The organism is Streptococcus oralis (assembly GCF_003943415.1).
In the GTDB taxonomy this organism is placed as follows: domain Bacteria; phylum Bacillota; class Bacilli; order Lactobacillales; family Streptococcaceae; genus Streptococcus; species Streptococcus oralis_BJ.
The window spans coordinates 101,516-117,822 of record NZ_RJPK01000003.1 but is presented as its reverse complement, the minus strand read 5'-3'; the positions used below and the strand labels follow the sequence as shown (position 1 = coordinate 117,822).

Annotated in this window: 19 protein-coding genes; all 19 read right to left on the bottom strand. The window is 41.7% G+C overall.

Features of this window, described 5'->3' with window-relative positions; translation table 11 throughout:
- Position 1 precedes the first annotated feature (1 nt).
- Positions 2 to 946, bottom strand: coding sequence for a homoserine O-acetyltransferase MetA (metA, locus tag D8801_RS05220; protein ID WP_084973317.1), 945 nt, complete (start codon positions 944 to 946; stop codon positions 2 to 4).
- A 186-nt stretch (positions 947 to 1,132) separates the two neighbouring features.
- Entirely contained in the window at positions 1,133 to 1,645 is a 513-nt protein-coding gene (locus tag D8801_RS05215; protein WP_001049316.1) for an adenine phosphoribosyltransferase, read from the bottom strand.
- Between the two features lie 118 nt (positions 1,646 to 1,763).
- Positions 1,764 to 2,201 carry a GNAT family N-acetyltransferase gene (locus tag D8801_RS05210; RefSeq protein WP_125848358.1) on the bottom strand — a complete coding sequence of 146 codons (438 nt, stop codon included), beginning with the start codon at positions 2,199 to 2,201 and terminating at the stop codon, positions 1,764 to 1,766.
- 73 nt (positions 2,202 to 2,274) lie between these two features.
- Complete coding sequence (gene rplA / locus D8801_RS05205) at positions 2,275 to 2,964, bottom strand: 50S ribosomal protein L1 (RefSeq protein ID WP_001085675.1); 690 nt, start codon at positions 2,962 to 2,964, stop codon at positions 2,275 to 2,277.
- A gap of 207 nt (positions 2,965 to 3,171) precedes the next feature.
- Positions 3,172 to 3,597 carry a 50S ribosomal protein L11 gene (gene rplK / locus D8801_RS05200; protein ID WP_001085808.1) on the bottom strand — a complete coding sequence of 142 codons (426 nt, stop codon included), beginning with the start codon at positions 3,595 to 3,597 and terminating at the stop codon, positions 3,172 to 3,174.
- Between the two features lie 122 nt (positions 3,598 to 3,719).
- Positions 3,720 to 4,436 carry an LD-carboxypeptidase LdcB/DacB gene (ldcB, locus tag D8801_RS05195; protein WP_125848355.1) on the bottom strand — a complete coding sequence of 239 codons (717 nt, stop codon included), beginning with the start codon at positions 4,434 to 4,436 and terminating at the stop codon, positions 3,720 to 3,722.
- 14 nt (positions 4,437 to 4,450) lie between these two features.
- Positions 4,451 to 4,912 carry an HIT family protein gene (locus D8801_RS05190; RefSeq protein WP_125848353.1) on the bottom strand — a complete coding sequence of 154 codons (462 nt, stop codon included), beginning with the start codon at positions 4,910 to 4,912 and terminating at the stop codon, positions 4,451 to 4,453.
- A gap of 1 nt (position 4,913) precedes the next feature.
- Positions 4,914 to 5,951, bottom strand: coding sequence for a M42 family metallopeptidase (locus D8801_RS05185; protein WP_125848351.1), 1,038 nt, complete (start codon positions 5,949 to 5,951; stop codon positions 4,914 to 4,916).
- A gap of 100 nt (positions 5,952 to 6,051) precedes the next feature.
- Positions 6,052 to 7,377: a branched-chain amino acid transport system II carrier protein gene (gene brnQ / locus D8801_RS05180; RefSeq protein ID WP_001074598.1), complete on the bottom strand. Its 1,326-nt coding sequence runs from the start codon at positions 7,375 to 7,377 to the stop codon at positions 6,052 to 6,054.
- 184 nt (positions 7,378 to 7,561) lie between these two features.
- Positions 7,562 to 7,849 carry a rhodanese-like domain-containing protein gene (locus tag D8801_RS05175; RefSeq protein WP_125848349.1) on the bottom strand — a complete coding sequence of 96 codons (288 nt, stop codon included), beginning with the start codon at positions 7,847 to 7,849 and terminating at the stop codon, positions 7,562 to 7,564.
- Between the two features lie 21 nt (positions 7,850 to 7,870).
- Positions 7,871 to 8,362: a prolyl-tRNA synthetase associated domain-containing protein gene (locus D8801_RS05170; protein ID WP_125848347.1), complete on the bottom strand. Its 492-nt coding sequence runs from the start codon at positions 8,360 to 8,362 to the stop codon at positions 7,871 to 7,873.
- Between the two features lie 12 nt (positions 8,363 to 8,374).
- On the bottom strand, positions 8,375 to 8,959 hold the full coding sequence (locus D8801_RS05165; protein WP_125848346.1) for a uracil-DNA glycosylase family protein: 585 nt from the start codon (positions 8,957 to 8,959) through the stop codon (positions 8,375 to 8,377).
- A 53-nt stretch (positions 8,960 to 9,012) separates the two neighbouring features.
- Positions 9,013 to 10,413, bottom strand: coding sequence for a dipeptidase PepV (pepV, locus tag D8801_RS05160; RefSeq protein ID WP_125848344.1), 1,401 nt, complete (start codon positions 10,411 to 10,413; stop codon positions 9,013 to 9,015).
- Between the two features lie 12 nt (positions 10,414 to 10,425).
- Positions 10,426 to 11,031 (bottom strand): nitroreductase family protein, encoded by a 606-nt coding sequence (locus tag D8801_RS05155; protein WP_125848342.1) that lies wholly within the window; start codon positions 11,029 to 11,031, stop codon positions 10,426 to 10,428.
- A gap of 185 nt (positions 11,032 to 11,216) precedes the next feature.
- A complete protein-coding gene (locus tag D8801_RS05150; protein ID WP_000720917.1) occupies positions 11,217 to 11,741 on the bottom strand; it encodes a hypothetical protein in 525 nt (174 codons plus the stop codon).
- 156 nt (positions 11,742 to 11,897) lie between these two features.
- Positions 11,898 to 12,737, bottom strand: coding sequence for a metallophosphoesterase family protein (locus D8801_RS05145; protein WP_125848340.1), 840 nt, complete (start codon positions 12,735 to 12,737; stop codon positions 11,898 to 11,900).
- A complete protein-coding gene (uvrC, locus tag D8801_RS05140; RefSeq protein ID WP_125848338.1) occupies positions 12,727 to 14,574 on the bottom strand; it encodes an excinuclease ABC subunit UvrC in 1,848 nt (615 codons plus the stop codon). The genes D8801_RS05145 and uvrC overlap by 11 nt, the downstream gene beginning before the upstream one ends.
- Before the next feature lie 101 nt (positions 14,575 to 14,675).
- On the bottom strand, positions 14,676 to 15,377 hold the full coding sequence (locus D8801_RS05135; RefSeq protein WP_125848336.1) for a M57 family metalloprotease: 702 nt from the start codon (positions 15,375 to 15,377) through the stop codon (positions 14,676 to 14,678).
- Positions 15,378 to 15,481: 104 nt separating this feature from the next.
- Complete coding sequence (locus D8801_RS05130; RefSeq protein ID WP_125848334.1) at positions 15,482 to 16,261, bottom strand: alpha/beta hydrolase; 780 nt, start codon at positions 16,259 to 16,261, stop codon at positions 15,482 to 15,484.
- Between the last annotated feature and the right edge of the window lie 46 nt (positions 16,262 to 16,307).

Genomic DNA, 16,307 nt, shown 5'->3' with positions numbered 1-16,307 from the left:
CTTATAAATATCCAAATGAAGCTGCGTCATCCTCTACCTTTTTCCAGTCAAAGGGGGTTTCCTGATAAACAGCATAGTTAACCCAATTACTGAAAAAGAGGGCAGCTGATGAAGACCAACAAAGACACGGTTTCTCATTCACATCATCATTTTTGAAGTAATTTTCTGGAATGTGAGGATTAAGTCCTGCCTCACAATCACGAAAATACTCTTTTGCTAGAGTATCACGGTCATATTCTAAATGACCAAAACTATAAATCTCACGAAGATCCCGACTGGCTAAAATAGAAACGCCGACTTGTTCTCCCTCAGAGAGGATTTCCAGATTGGTTTTTCCTAAAATTTCCTCCTTATAGATTTCTGTATGACGAGAATGGGGAGCTACATAGCTATCATCAAAACCACGAAAGAGAAGATGGCCCTCTTTCAAGGTGTCCTGCGGGTAAATGCCTGACAATTTCTGAGCCATCTGATGCTTTTCAACTCCATAGCGAGCATAAAGACCTGCTTGGGCACCCCAACAGATATGCAGGGTAGAAAAAACATGCGTCTTGGACCATTCGATGACCTGTTTGAATTCTTCCCAGTAATCCACCTCCTCAAAAGGCAAATGCTCCACTGGTGCTCCTGTAATAATCATTCCATCAAAAAAGTCATCCTTGACCTCTGGAAAGGTCTTATAGAAGGTTTCCATATGTTCGGCACGAGTCGTCTTTGAACGATGCGTCTCCATATACAAGAAATCAATATCTAATTGCAAAGGTGTATTAGCCAAATGCCGCAAGAGTTGCGTTTCTGTTACCATCTTTTGAGGCATAAGATTTAAAATCAAAATCTTCAAGGGGCGAATATCCTGATGAGCGGCCCGTTGGTCGTCCATAACAAAGATATTTTCTGTCCTTAAAATCTCCACAGCTGGTAATTTTTTATCAATTCGAATCGGCATAATACCCTCCTAACAGTTCTCTATTTCGGGAATGATCTTGTCTGTTTGAAAGTAAAAACCTCCAAATACTTCTTCCCTTTATTATACTGTATGAAGATATAGTTTTCAATTATAGTTTTTCTCTAACTAGCTATAGTTTGTTTATATAGCAGATGAAGAGAAAACAGCCCCAAGGACTGTTTTTCATTAATAATGCATAAGTACCTTGTAATCGTAATCTCCGATTTTTTCACGGCCTTTAAGCTCATCAAGTTCAATCAAGAAAGCACAACCTGCTACAACTCCACCGAGTCTCTCAATCATTTCGATGGTCGCTTTAACTGTTCCACCTGTCGCCAAAAGATCATCTACAATGAGAACACGTTGACCTGGCTTAATCGCATCAGCATGCATGGTCAAGGTATCAATACCGTACTCTTTCTCATAGTCAGCAGAAATCACTTCACGCGGTAATTTCCCTGGTTTACGAACAGGAGCAAATCCAATCCCCAACTCAAAGGCAACGGGACAGCCAACGATAAAACCACGGGCTTCTGGTCCCACGATCATGTCGATTTTCTTGTCAGTTGCATACTGAACGATTTCACGAACAGCATAGCTATAGGCATTTCCATCTGCCATCAAAGGGCTGATATCACGGAAGGTGATGCCTTCCTTAGGATAATTTTCAATCGTTGCGATATAATCTTTTAAATTCATCTTTTTCTTTCTTTCAAAGTTTTTACTCTCTATTATACCACATTTTCTGTGAAAGAAGAAATAGAAGATTTTTATTTGCTAATCCAAGATTTCGTCCTGCTGATTTAAGATTCAAGCTTTAATTCAACCACTGAATATAGGCTGTTTTATCCTTACTATTATAACCAGCTCCTTTATAAAAATCCTGGGTGCTTGTATTTTTAGAACCTGTCAGGAGCATCATCTTATAACAATTTCCCTCTTTAGCTATTTGTTTAGCATATTCAAGACAAGCGCTTGCATACCCTTTCCCTCTATCTTCTTCTCGGGTCACCACATTTTCTATCAAAGCATAGGGTCTCACACCTCTTGTCAAATTGGGAATAATGACACAAATACAGGAGGAGACTATTCTTCCTTCCACCTCCTTCACGATAACATGATGGTGCTGGTCAGAAATCATCTCACTCCATACTTGCTGCAAATGAAGACTATCTTCTGGAATCTCTTTCTCATGTAAGGACAGGTAGAGATTTAATAATTCAAATAAATCCTCCTGTACAGCTTCTCTCAACAATTTTATTTCCTCCAATCCTTTGTTGATAGATTTGAATAAAAAAACTCTGACCGAAGCCAGAGATTTTAGTTGATTAAAGTGAGTTCACGTCAACCTTGATACCAACACCTTGAGTAGTTGTGATTGTCAAGTTTGTTACGTAAGTTCCTTTAGCTGTAGCTGGTTTTGCTTTTTGGATTGTTTCGTTGAAAGCTTTAAAGTTTTCAACCAATTTTTCAGCTTCAAATGATACTTTACCGATGATTGCTTGAACGTTACCTGCACGGTCAGCACGGTATGTGATTTTACCACCTTTAGACTCTTCAACTGCTTTAGCAACATCCATTGTTACAGTACCAGTTTTAGGGTTTGGCATCAAGTTACGTGGTCCAAGAACACGTCCAAGACGTCCAACAAGAGCCATCATGTCAGGTGTAGCGATAACTACGTCGAAGTCCAACCAACCGTCGTTGATTTTCGCAACAAGGTCATCTTCACCAACAAAGTCTGCACCAGCAGCTTTTGCTTCTTCAGCTTTTGCACCACGTGCAAAAACAAGAACGCGTGAAGTTTTACCAGTACCGTTTGGCAATACCATTGCGCCACGGATTTGTTGGTCAGCTTTTTTAACGTCGATGTTCAAGTTGTAAGCAACTTCTACAGTTGCGTCAAATTTTGCAAAGTTAGTTTCTTTTGCAAGTGCTACAGCTTCTTCTACACTGTATGCTTTTGTGCTGTCGATTTTCTCAAGAGCAGCACGAAGTTGTTTGCTTTTTTTAGCCATTTTCTATTCTCCTTGTAAGTGGTTCAATCGATTTTCATCTCCCACGTCACTTCTCGAAATGATGAAGTCTTGCGGGTTATCAGTCTATTGTTTTTCTTTTCCTACTTCGTTAAGTTCCTTTGCTGTACCTAAGTACAAGCATCAGTCACTTGCCTAGTATGAAAAGCAACTAATAGACTGCTGTGAGATTTTCTACTGTGTTATTGATTAGTCAACAACAGTGAATCCCATAGAACGAGCAGTACCTTCGATCATACGCATTGCAGACTCAATGTTTGCTGCGTTCAAATCTGGCATCTTAGTTTCTGCAATTTCTTGTACTTGTGCACGAGTAACTGTAGCTACTTTAGTTTTGTTAGGTGTACCTGATCCTTTTTCAACACCTGCAGCTTTTTTCAAAAGAACAGCAGCTGGTGGTGTTTTTGTAACGAAAGTAAATGATTTGTCTTCGTATACTGAGATAACAACTGGAATGATCATACCAGCTTGGTCAGCTGTACGAGCGTTGAACTCTTTTGTGAATCCCATGATGTTGATACCAGCTTGACCAAGAGCAGGTCCAACCGGTGGAGCTGGTGTAGCTTTACCAGCAGGGATTTGCAATTTTACAAGTTTTTCGACTTTTTTAGCCATTTTTAAATCCTCCTTTGTGGTTTTGGCGGTAATGTAAGATTTTTACCTCCCACAAGTATGCTTTACACATACCTTTCAATTATACACTATTTATCTAAAAATGCAAGAGAAAACTTTCATTTTTAATCGACATAATCTCCGCCTTCAAAGCCATAGTATTCTTCCAAACTGAGGCCACTTGCAGCAATTTCTTTGGCTTCTTTTCCAACGTAGCGGAGATGCCATTCTTCTGCCATGTAGCCAGTCTCTTTTTCCTTGCCTTTGAGATAGCGAACAACAAAGCCATAGTCAGCCGCATGATCCAAGAGCCACTGAGCTGCCTTCTCCTCTGTCACCAATTCTCCATTAGTCCCAATCAAATCAAAAGCAAGACCTGTTTGGTGTTCACTATAACCTGGGCGAGCTGAGTAGCGATCTGCTGCTTCCTTACCGTCTTGATTCACATAGTCTTGATAAAGCTTGGTTTGAGTTTCATAACTCCTAAAACCACTGTAATGATCGCTGATTGGGTAGCCAGCTGCTTGCATGGCTGCGATGAGTTTGACCAACTCTGCTTTAGCTGTTGGATTTTCTCCTGGATTGTAGTCTTTTGACAAAGGATAGTGCTTATTGGCTACGACGATTTCATCATATTTCCCTTGGATACTATAGTGGTCTCCCTTATTCACAACTTCTGCTTTTTTCTGACTAGAAGCTTGGGATTTACTTCCTACAGTTCCCTCAGGTTGACTGCTTTGCTCCGTCTTTTGAGTGTTTTCTTCATTTTTAGGTTTTTCTTGAGCACATGCTACTAGGGTTACTGCTAGCAAACCAGATAAAACGATGTATCTTTTCTTCATTTTTTCTTCCTCTCTTAAACCACGTGCTTCTCTAGTTCATCGGATAAGGCTCTTATCATTTGTTCCAGTTCAGGGGATTGCACTTGGTAATCTTCTGCCGCCATTTCTTCCCAGGGCACCCACCAGACTGGACCACGGCCATTAAGTCCATGACCCTTCATATCACCCGACCGTCTTGGAAAGAGGTGCCAGTGAGCGTGGGCATCTCCATTTCCTAGAAGTTCGATGTTCATCTTTTCAGCCTTAAACGCTTTGGCAACAGCTTCTTGGACCAGACTCATTTCCTCTAGAAAGCGAAGTTTCACAGAAGTCTCCATTTGATAGAGTTCTGTGACATGATCCTTTGCTAGAAATAAGGTATAACCCTTAAAGTATTGATGGTCTCCAATAACAACATAGCCTGTTTCTAGTTCTTTGACAAAGTAAGGATTTTCCCCTGCCTTGATCCATTCAATTCTTTGACAAATCAAACACATATTAGTCTACCAATGCACTCTTGAGATAAGCATCGACCATACGCTCAGTCGCCACTACTGAATCAATGTGTGTTCGTTCGTAAGAGTGACTGGACTCAATACCAGCTCCAAGGAGGGCATGCTTAACCTCTACTCCTGCTGACATAGCTGCGGAAGCATCCGAACCGTAAAATGGATAGATATCCAACTTAAATGGAATATCTTGCTCTTTCGCCAAAGCTACCAAGTGTTGACGGAAGTCATAGTGATAGGGACCTGAAGCGTCCTTGACACATATAGACACTGTATATTCATCCGTCTGCTGGTCATCGCCCATAGCTCCCATATCTACAGCTAGATATTCCACCACTTGAGTTGGAATATTGGAGTTAGCACCGTGGCCCACCTCTTCGAAGACTGAAAAAGCAAAATGAGTTGTTACTGGCAACTCAATTCCCTCTTCCTTATAAACACGAAGTAGATTGAGCAAAATCGCTGCGCTGACCTTGTCATCCAAGTGACGTGACTTGATAAAACCAGTCTCTGTCACGACAGTTCGCGGGTCAAAACTGATAAAATCACCGACCTCGATGCCCAAGGCGCGGGTTTCTTTTTCATTGGTCACTTTTGCATCCAAACGCACTTCCATATTGTCCTGTGTGCGTTCAGCAGTTCCTGCATCTTTGTAGACATGGCATGATGTCTGGTGGATGAGGATGGTCCCAGATACCTTTTGACCAGTGCTAGCCACATGAACGGTACAGTTTTCTCCTTCAATCATGTTCCAAGGAAAACCACCAATACGATCCAATTTGAGACGGCCATCTGGTTTGACTGCACGAACAATAGCACCTAGCGTATCCACATGGGCAGTCACATAGCGTTGTTGTTCATCATTTTGACCTTTAATGGTCACATTGACACCGCCCTTGGCTGTACGAACAGGCTGGTAACCAAGCTCTTCTAAAGTATGGACTAGGTAGTCTGAAATCTCACGAGTAAAGCCTGTTGGAGATGCAATAGCGGTTAGTTCTTTGATATAGTTTATAGTCTGATTCATTTCTTCACCTCTTTTGCTACCTATTATAGCACATTTCAGTAGAGAGGAAAAAAGAAAAATCACTCCTGTAGAGTTGACTTACAAAAGTGATTTCTATTTTTTATTCCATTTCAAAAACATCGCTTTCTTGCTTGTTTGGTAAAACCAAGGAAAGCAAAATTCCAATAATAGCTGGCACCAACCATGGTAGAGAGGCAGCTGCAAACGGAAGAGCATTGACGAGATTTGCTAGAAACTCAATTTTAAAGGAACTTCCAAGAACACTTGCAAGAGCAATAGCTGTAACAAGCCCAATAGTTAACTGCATGCCCGGTTTTGATAGGGCGACAAACTTATTAACAATCACGATCATCACAATGGCGATGGTGATTGGGTACAAGATTACCAGTACTGGCACTGAGTACTTGATAATGGCATCCAAACCAAGGTTGGCAATAGCAAATCCAATCAAGGTAAAGGCAGTTGCATAAATCTTATAGCTGATTTGCGGGAAACGTCCGTTAAAGAACTCAGCTGTAGACACAATCAAGCCAACTGTCGTTGTGAAGCAGGTTACAGTTACCATAACAGCAAGGAAGAGTTGAGCCGTTGAACCAAAGATTTCCTGAGTTGCTTGTGACAAAATATAAACACCTGGTGTTCCACCCTTGATGGCTTCTGCTGGTACTGGGAAATGATTTCCAAGGAAACCTAAACCAATGTAAAGAGCGCTAAAGGCAAGAGCTACAACGATACCAACCACCCAAATAGTTGAAATGTATTCTTTCTTACTGGAGAATCCAAGTTGTTTCAAGGTTTGAACAGCGATTACGCTGAAGGCCACTGAGGCAAGGGCATCTAAGGTGTTATACCCTTCTAGGAAACCTGTACCAAAGGCAGAAGCTTGATAAGCATCTGAAGCCGCTTGAGGACTTGTTCCACCATATTTAAAGGCACCTAGTACAACTAAGATAACGATAAGCAAAGCAAAGACTGGTGTCAAGATACGTCCGATTCGATCCAAAATCTTTGATGGATTGAGTGAAATCAGATAGGCTGCTGCAAAATACAGCACTGTAAAAATAATCAATCCTAGACCTTTATTTGCTTCAGACAAGAGGGGGCTAATGCCAACTTCATAAGCTGTTGTAGATGTACGTGGAATGGCAAAGAATGGGCCAATCGATAGATAGAGGACTGCAAGATAAAGCGTCGCAAACCAAGGTGAGATTTTCTTAGAAATCTCGTGAATGTATCCTTTAGGGTTTAGAGTTCCAATAATAAGTGTCAAGACGGCAATACCAACACCTGAAAAGACAAAACCTGCGATGGCAGGAAGAAACTGTTCTCCAGATAAAGCACCTAGAGAAGGTGGAAAAATCAAGTTTCCCGCACCAAAAAATATTCCAAACAGGAGCAAGCCTGTTAGAGCACCTTTTTTAGCCATAAAAATCTCCTTCATATTTCTAAAATACTGACCTAGTATACCATGATTAAGACTCTGAAAAAAGTATCCAAAATTAATCATTGAATGTTTTCAATATTTTTAAAAATAAGAATTGTCTAAAAACACAAGCCCTCACTCAGTTAGAACCTAGCAAGGGAAGATTAGGATCTATCGCCATACAGTTTTAAAGATTTTCAAAGGCCGTCATTCCACCTTGGACATTGATGACCTTGTATCCATGCTCCTCTAAGAATTGACAAGCACGAGCCGAACGAATGCCCGACTTACAAATGACATAATGCAAGAGGTCCTTGTCCAATTGATCATAGATATCAGCCAATTGACTAAGTGGTAGGTTCTGAGCACCTTCTAAATGAAGCATCTCAAACTCTTCTACTTCTCTCACGTCTATGACTGAAAGGGACCCTTTCTGGTAAAGCTGGTAGAATTTGTCAAAAACAATTTCTTTCATCATTTCTTCTTTTTGATGCCTTTAACGCAAAGTTAAAAACTTATAGGTAAATCCAATCGACTCTAAAAATCGGAACAAGTCTTTGCTTTTGATAAAGATGGTCTTTTCATTAGTATTGGGATGGAAAGTCATGATATCCTCCGATACAATGTCCTTATCAAAATAAACTAGAATATCTTTTTCTTCATTATTTAACAAACCAAAAGGTGATACAGTTCCTGCTGATAGGGTCATTTTCTCAGCCAAGGAGTCCAATGAGGCCATTCGAATCCGATCGGCTCCCACTTGAACTTTAAAGTCATCCATATCCAATCGTTTCTTGTCACCCATGATGAGCAGATAGTACTGGGTTTTCTTTCTATTGGTCAAAAACATGGACTTAGTCCGGACTCCTTCCATTCCTTCAATATAGCTATCTGCCTGCTCTGTCGTAAATACAGGTGGGTGCTCCACCACATCAAAGGTAATTCCCAACTCTTGCAACTTATTAGCTACTTGTTGATAAGCATCCATAGTTTTTCTCCTTTATTGATGAATAATCTTTTGTACCAACGCTTTCAAATCTGGCACCACTTCTGACTCAAACCAAGGATTCTTAGCCATCCAGATTTGATTACGAGGAGAAGGGTGAACTAGAGGAAAATATTCTGGCAAATAGTCTTTGTAGTGTTTTACCCGCTCTGCTACCTTGCCACTAACTTTCTCATGAAGATAGTAGGCCTGAGCATATTGTCCAATCAAAAGGGTCAATTCAATATTGGGACATTCCTTGAGGAGTTGTGGGTGCCATTTTTCGGCAAAGCCTTTACGAGGTGGAAGGTCGCCTGATTTTCCATGTCCTGGGAAATAAAAGTCCATGGGAATAACTGCGAAATAACCTGAATTGTAAAAAGTATCTTCGTCAACACCGAGCCAGTCTCGCAAGCGGTCACCACTTTTATCTTTCCAATAAAGACCTGCCTCCTGAGTCTTTAGACCAGGCGCTTGACCGACGATATTGATACGTGCTGTCTTTGGCGCTGCAAAGAGAGGCTCTATCCCCTGCTCTGTATAGCTTTTATTTTGCGAATCTGCCATAATGGCTTGTTTGATCTTTTCGATTTGAGACATCTAGTTTCCCTCCAAAAAGAAGTCCAAGCATAAAATCTCAGACTTCTATCGTTTTATTTGATTAATTCATAGATAGCTTCAGCATAGATTGCTGCTGCTCGGAAGAGATCGTCCAAGGCGATAAATTCATTGGCTTGGTGCATGGTGTCAATTGAGTCTGGGAACATGGCACCGTAGGCTACACCACGCTCTAACAAACGTCCAAATGTTCCACCACCGATGACTTGCTCATGACCTTGAAGTCCCGTTTGTTTTTCATAGACATTCAACAAGGTTTGCACAAGTGGATCTTCCATCGGTACATAGTGAGGCGTGTGTCCGTGTTCAGAAAGACTAACAGAAGCAACTGGCAAGTTTTCAAGAACTGATTTGATTTGCTCTGGACTTGTTCCTTTTGGATAACGGAAGTTGAGGGCAATAGTATTGTCAGCACTTGCTTCGTCAAAGCGGAAGACACCGGCATTCATAGAAAGGGCACCCATCTTTTCATCCACATGAGCAACCTTAAGATTTTCACCCTCATGGTCGTTCAAAAGAATCTTACCAGCGATGTCGAGGTAGTCTTTAGCAGGTCCAGCAAAGTCAAACTGACTGAGGAAAAGGGCAAGGTAAGTTGCACCATTGACACCTGAAGCAGGCATAGCACCATGGGCTGATTTACCAATAATCGTCACCTTGTATTGACCAGCTTCTTCTTGGAGTTCTCCTCTGAGTTTGTGCTCTGCAACGAAGGAATCTAGTTTAGCTTGTAAGTCAGCCAAGTCACCTGAAATAACTGCTGTTGCTGATTCAGGTACCATGTTTTCACGCAAACCACCTGTAAAGCTGTGAAGACGGGCTGCACCTGTATTTTCACCTGCAAAGTGGAGGTATTCTGTAATGTTTCCTTTTTCACCATTGATGATTGGAAATTCAGCGTCCGGAGAGAAGCCAAAGTCTGGTTTCGCAAGTCCTACATGTTCAAAATAGTAGTCCATGTCTGCCCAGCCTGATTCTTCATCAGTTCCGACGATGAAGCGAACTTTTTTAGAAGTTGGAAGGCCCAATTCTTTAATGATTTTCAAACCATAGTAACAAGCTATTGTAGGTCCCTTATCATCAGAAGCTCCACGCGCATATAGGCGACCATCTTTGATAGTTGGTGTGTAAGGATCTGTATCCCAACCGCTACCAGCTGGCACCACGTCCATGTGGGCGAAGATTCCGAGAACTTCTTCTCCATCACCAAACTCAAAATGTCCTGCGTAGTTATCTACATTGGTAGTTGGATAGCCATCACGGTCTGCGATTTCAAGGAATTTTTCTAAGGCTTTTACTGGACCAGGTCCAAATGGATGCTGCGCATCTACCTTGCTATCGTCACGTTCTGAGTTGATTTCCAAAAGGCTAAACAAGTCAGCCAAGAGGTCTTCTTTGCGTTTTTCTACTTCTGCTGTAAAATCAATTGCTGTCATTTTTTCTTCTTTCTATCTTTTCTCAATGATTTCATCTACTGGCAAGCGGTAGCTTGGTTCCAATTTTTCGTCTGTATAACCTACCGTAATCAAGAGTTCTGGGCGGAAACGGTCTTCAATTCCCAAAACCTCATTGACTTTTGATTTGTCAAATCCAAGAATCAGATTTGATCCGATTCCTTGATCTGTAAGAGCCAAAACCAAGTTCATAGCAACCAAACCTGCATTGAGGGCTAGGTAGTCGCTGACTTGTTGTTCACTGTAACGTGCAAACTCAGCAGGCAAATTTTTCATAAAGTATTGAAGTTGCTCTTCAGAAAAATTATTAGCACCGCCAACACGGGCAATCTTACGAGCACGTTTAGCCAAATCTGTATCGGTAAACAAGGCAATGGTCACTGGCGCTGACGAAACCTGCTCAAAGTTCGAACCATAAGCCAATTTTGCCAATTCAGCATTTTTCTCACGAACGACCACAAATTTCCATGGCTGGCTGTTGTGGGCACTTGGGGCTAAAGTTGCGATTTCGATAGCAGTGCGTACATCTTTGGGATCAACTGGCTTATCAGTGAAATGCTTGGTCGCATGACGTTTTTTATTTAATTCAAGAAATTTCATAATCGATTTCCTTTTCTAATTCTACTGCTTCCATTCTACCATATTTTGAAAGAGCTTGCAGGGATTTTTCATAGAATTAGTACTTCTTTCAAACTCTCTGCTATTAATTTGGAGCTATTTAAGTAGGTATCGCTTTAGATTTGAAGCAATCAAAAAGCAGGTGATCGAACACCTACTTTCTTATATTATTGACCAGATGTGTATGGAGCAATTGCTTTATAAGCCGCTTCCAGCGCTTTCTTCATTGTGTCACGTCCAGTTTTCAACTGTTGAACAAATAGAGTACGAGTTTGTTCTGGCACTACTGTATCATCAGAACCAATACTTGAAAGGCTTTCGTTAAATGACTCTCTTACAGTCTCCATAGACTTAAGCGCTGGTTCAACTTGGGCGTTATATGCTTCTTTTCCACTCTCTGGAATTTTTTCCCCAATTTCAACTGCATGCTTTTTATAATTGTCGACTAGTTTACCAAAGACTTTCTTCACATCTCCAACAGTTTTAGCATTGTCAATTTCTTCATCGGTGATCAAAACAACCTCATTATTTTCTGTCTTTGAACTAGACGTTGTTGATGAAGTCTCTGAGGAAGAAGTTTGTTCTACAGAGCTTGAAGTCTTAGTTGAAGAATCAGACGTTGTTTTCCCTGAACATGCTGCTAAAACAACAACAGATAAAAGAGCCATACTGGCTGTAATAATTTTCTTCATAATGTTCTCCTTTTTATTAAGAATTAAGTCCATTTTATAACAAAATAATTTCAATGTCAAACTTTAGCTAAGCCATCTTTTCTTCCTTATCGTCTGACTCTCTTCTAAGCAATTCGGCTACCACCTCACTTCAAATTAAGGGCGTCCATTTTATTTCTAACTTTGCAGAAAATTAAAATACTCCTTTACATCCTCTACATACCCATGCTTTTTGATTAAACTAGATAAAAGTTCCAGATTGTGCCCCTGATAATTGTCTTCTCGTCGTAGCTCTTCATACATTTCGATAAAGGGAAGCCCCTTGGACTTGGCCAATTCTAACTCCGCTTCATAGTCATAAGCGACTTTGCGGAATTGGATATTTACCAATTCCCCATCTTCCACTTCTATCACGGCGTACTGGGCACGATGATTTTTTAACGCCTCCCAGTTAAAATAGGGCATGCCAATCGAACCTGGATTGATGATTTGTTGCCCTTGACTGCCATAACGAAGCAACTGCTTGTGAACATGACCATAGACTGCCACATCAGTCTCCTCATCCAGTAGCCGGTCAAATTTCTCTGTATCATTGTCAACCAGTAAGTCACTCCCATAGTTCTTATCAGGCAAATTATGAGAAAGAGAAAAGTGCAGTCCGTCAACTTCTTTCTTTTCTAGCAAGGGTAAGCTTCGTAGCCAGACAATCGTTGCAGGATCCATTCGCTCCATCAAATACTGGGTCATACGCAAGAGCTGGACTTCCTGTGGATCTTCTAAGCCATATTGCCCATCTAAAGCCTCAAGGATACAATCATCCCAATTTCCTCGAACACTTGCTGTGATAGGAAGTTCCTTTAACAGAGCGACCAAGTCATTTGCACCTGGACCAGGTAGAAAATTATCTCCCATAAGCCAATATTCACTGGCTCCTTGAACTTTGGCATCTGCAATTACTGCTTCTAAGGCTGTCGCATTGCCATGAATATCTGATAAAATTGCGATTTTATGGTTCATAATAGTTTCCTTCCGTTTGGTAATCTACTCTCTCTTCTGCCACTTGAGCCAATTCCACTTCTTCCTGAGGGTTCAACTTTCTCTGCACAGCTTCTGCGACTGCTCTTGGCACTCCAACTTCGACAATTTCATCCACACTGGCTTCCTTGATTTTAGTGAGAGACTTAAAATGCTTCATGAGATTCTGTTTGCGTTTAGGTCCCAGACCGTCAATCCCATCCAATTGAGATGAAAAAGAATTTTTAGAGCGCAGTTGGCGGTGGAAAGTGATAGCAAAGCGGTGTACCTCATCTTGAATGCGTTGGAGGAGGAAAAATTCCTGAGAATTGCGAGACAACTCCACCACTTCCAGCGGATCTCCAAAGAGCAGTTCATGGGTTTGGTGCTTGTCATTCTTTTGCAGACCTGCAATTGGGATATCCAAACCTAGCTCTTCTTGGATGACTTGCTTTGCGATATTGACTTGACCTTGTCCCCCATCAATCACAATCAAATCTGGCGAGGTTAAACCATCACGTTGAACTCGGCCATAACGTCTGCGAATAACCTCTCGCATACTAGCATAGTCATCTGGGCCAACAACCGTTTTTATCTTGTACTTTCGGTAGTCTTTTTTACTCGGTTTGCCATTGACAAAGACCACCATGGCTGAAACAGGGCTAGTTCCCATGATATTAGAGTTATCAAAGGACTCGATGCGAACTGGAGTCGGTATTTGGAGCAAGCGTCCCAGATTTTCAATAGCTCCTTGGGTCTTTTCAACAGATTTCTCTAGCAGATTGAACTTCTGCTCCAGACTAACACGAGCATTTTTTATGGCTAGATTGACCAGTTGTTTTTTTTCTCCACGTTGGGGTTTGAGAATCTTGGTATCCACCAAGACCTTGACGGCTTCTTCATCGATATCCTGCGGAATCAATACTTCATTGGGAACCAGGTGAGATTTTTCTTGATAGAATTGTCCCACATAGGTCAAGAAGTCCTCATCCGGATCATTGTAGTAGGGGAAGAGGTTGACGTCCCGCTCAATGAGCTTGCCTTGACGAACAAAGAAAACCTGGACACACATCCAACCCTTGTCCACATAGTAGCCAAAGACATCACGGTTTTGGAGATCCTTTGCCATAACCCGTTGCTTGGTCCGAAGTGTTCCAATAGCCTGAATCAGGTCACGGTATTCCGCCGCACGTTCAAATTCCATAGTCTGAGCTGCCGTAGCCATTTTTCCCTTGAGGTCATCGATGATTTTGTCATCCTGTCCTTTTAGGAAATCAGAAACCTCCTGAGCCATGGACTTGAAATAGGCCTCATCTTTTTTACAGATAGTATGGGCCATACACTGGCCGATATGGTAGTAAAAACAGACCTTAGAGGGTGGATTAGTACACTTGCGAAAAGGAAAAATCCGATCCAGTAGTCGCTTGATTTCATTTGCTGCCCCCACATCTGGATAAGGGCCAAAATAAAGGCCGCCGTCCTTCTTGACCTGACGGGTGATAATCAAGCGAGGATAACGCTCATTGGTGATTTTGATGAAGGGATAGGACTTATCATCCTTGAGCATGATATTATATTTAGGCTTATTCTCCTTGATCAGGTTAATTTCTAGGAGAAGCGCTTCGATATTGGACTCAGTGACGATAAATTCAAAATCCACAATCTCAGATACCAGAGCTTCCGTCTTGGTATCGTGACTGCCACGGAAGTAGGACCGCACGCGATTGCGTAGATTTTTAGCCTTTCCTACATAGATAATGGTGCCGTTTTTGTCTTTGTGAATGTAGCAACCAGGGCTGGTCGGCAAGAGCTCTAGTTTTGATTTGATCAAGTTATTCATAGTTCTATTATAGCAAAAAGGCCGTAACAGGACGAACAAAAAGCCCCACCCACCGCTTGATGGAGGAGCTTTGATTTCATTTCGGATTGCACTGACTTCATCTAGTCGCTACTGGTATAGAGTTCTTGAACAGCGGTCACATCCCGAGGCTGAATTCCATAGTAGGAACCTGCTGGTTGCATGACAGAAGTTTCGTTGGTATGATCCAATCCGATGGCATGCCCCAGTTCGTGCTCCGCCGTGTGCACGATCCGTTCATAAGAATAACCATAGTTTGGATTGGATAGATAATAGTGATTCAGGCGAACCGTTACAGATATAAATTGATTGGTCAACAAATTGGTTTGACTCTCGGCTTGACCTGCTACAGCGGTCGATCCATCATTCATCTCACTTGCCACAATATCTGCCTGGCTAGGATCTGCAACCACCTCAAAGGTAAAGGCTCCCGTTTGATTCCAGTTTTTTATGGCTTCTGCATAGGCACCTTGGAAGGTCTCATCCATTTGAGGCTCAATATAGATGCGAGCTGAGGCCTGAGTCCACTTGCCTTCTGCATGTTGGTGACTGTCTGTCTGAGACAAGACTTCCAGCGTTCCCGTCTCCCTCCATTGATTCCAGCCACCTTGACCAATCTTGCTCATTTTTTCAACCTGATTGACCGCAGAATGAAAATCACCTGTCAGATACCATAGCACTCCAAAAGCAAGGAGAACGATGATGACCAAGGTCCAGACCAGACGCCAGAAGAAACGCCAAATTCCCAAAAGAAATCGGAACAATAATCGAATAATCCAGAACATGACGCTCCACCTTTCATAAAAATAAGAACCTATCTTGAAATCACATTCTCCTTGACCAAGATAGATTCTCTATTTTACTGAATAAAGCTGAAAGAAACCTAAAACTAAGATAAGCGCTCTTCCAAAACAAAGTTAATTGGTAGAGTAGCTAAAAAACGCTCCAATTGTTTTTCCCAGTAGTACCACTCGTGCTTACCTGGACTATGACTATAGGTCACCTCAAAACCAAGCTTTTTGAGATTCTTCACCGCTAGATTATTAGCAGAATAGAGATAGTCTTGCTCCCCACACCAAGCCCAAAGTTTGGTTTTTTTATCCGATTTCGCAGCAATACTTTCAAGCGAATGAGGGCTAGCTGTCCAGTCTTTGATTTCTCCAAAAACTCCCCTCCAGTAGGCAAGAGACCCCAAATCCTGACTTTCAGGAGAAAATTCCTGAAAACTGAGCGCACCAGAAAAACTAGCCGCATGAGAAAAATGATTGGTTGCGAGAGCTAGTTTGAAGGAACCATAGCCACCCATGGAGAGACCTGCTATGAAGGTCTTTTCTCGCTTGCTGGTCATGTTGGGGAAGAAACGTTTCATAACCTGAGGTAACTCTTCTGCTAGAGCAGTAAAGTAGTTAAAACCGTACTGGGTATCCGTGTACCAGCCATTATTTGTATTAGGCATGATAACAATGAGATTGGTTCCGCGCAACAAACGTTCGACATTGGTACGTTTGAGCCAGCTATTTTGATTTCCTGACATTCCGTGCAAAAGATAAAGGACAGGAATATCTGTGCAATCTGGTTCAGTCACCCGACTGGCATCCGGATAGAGCACAGTAACACCCCACTCCATATCCAAAACTTCTGAGTAATACTCAATATTCATAACTGCCATGGTTTTCTCCTTTTACTATTCTATAAGAAAAAGCCGAATTTCGACT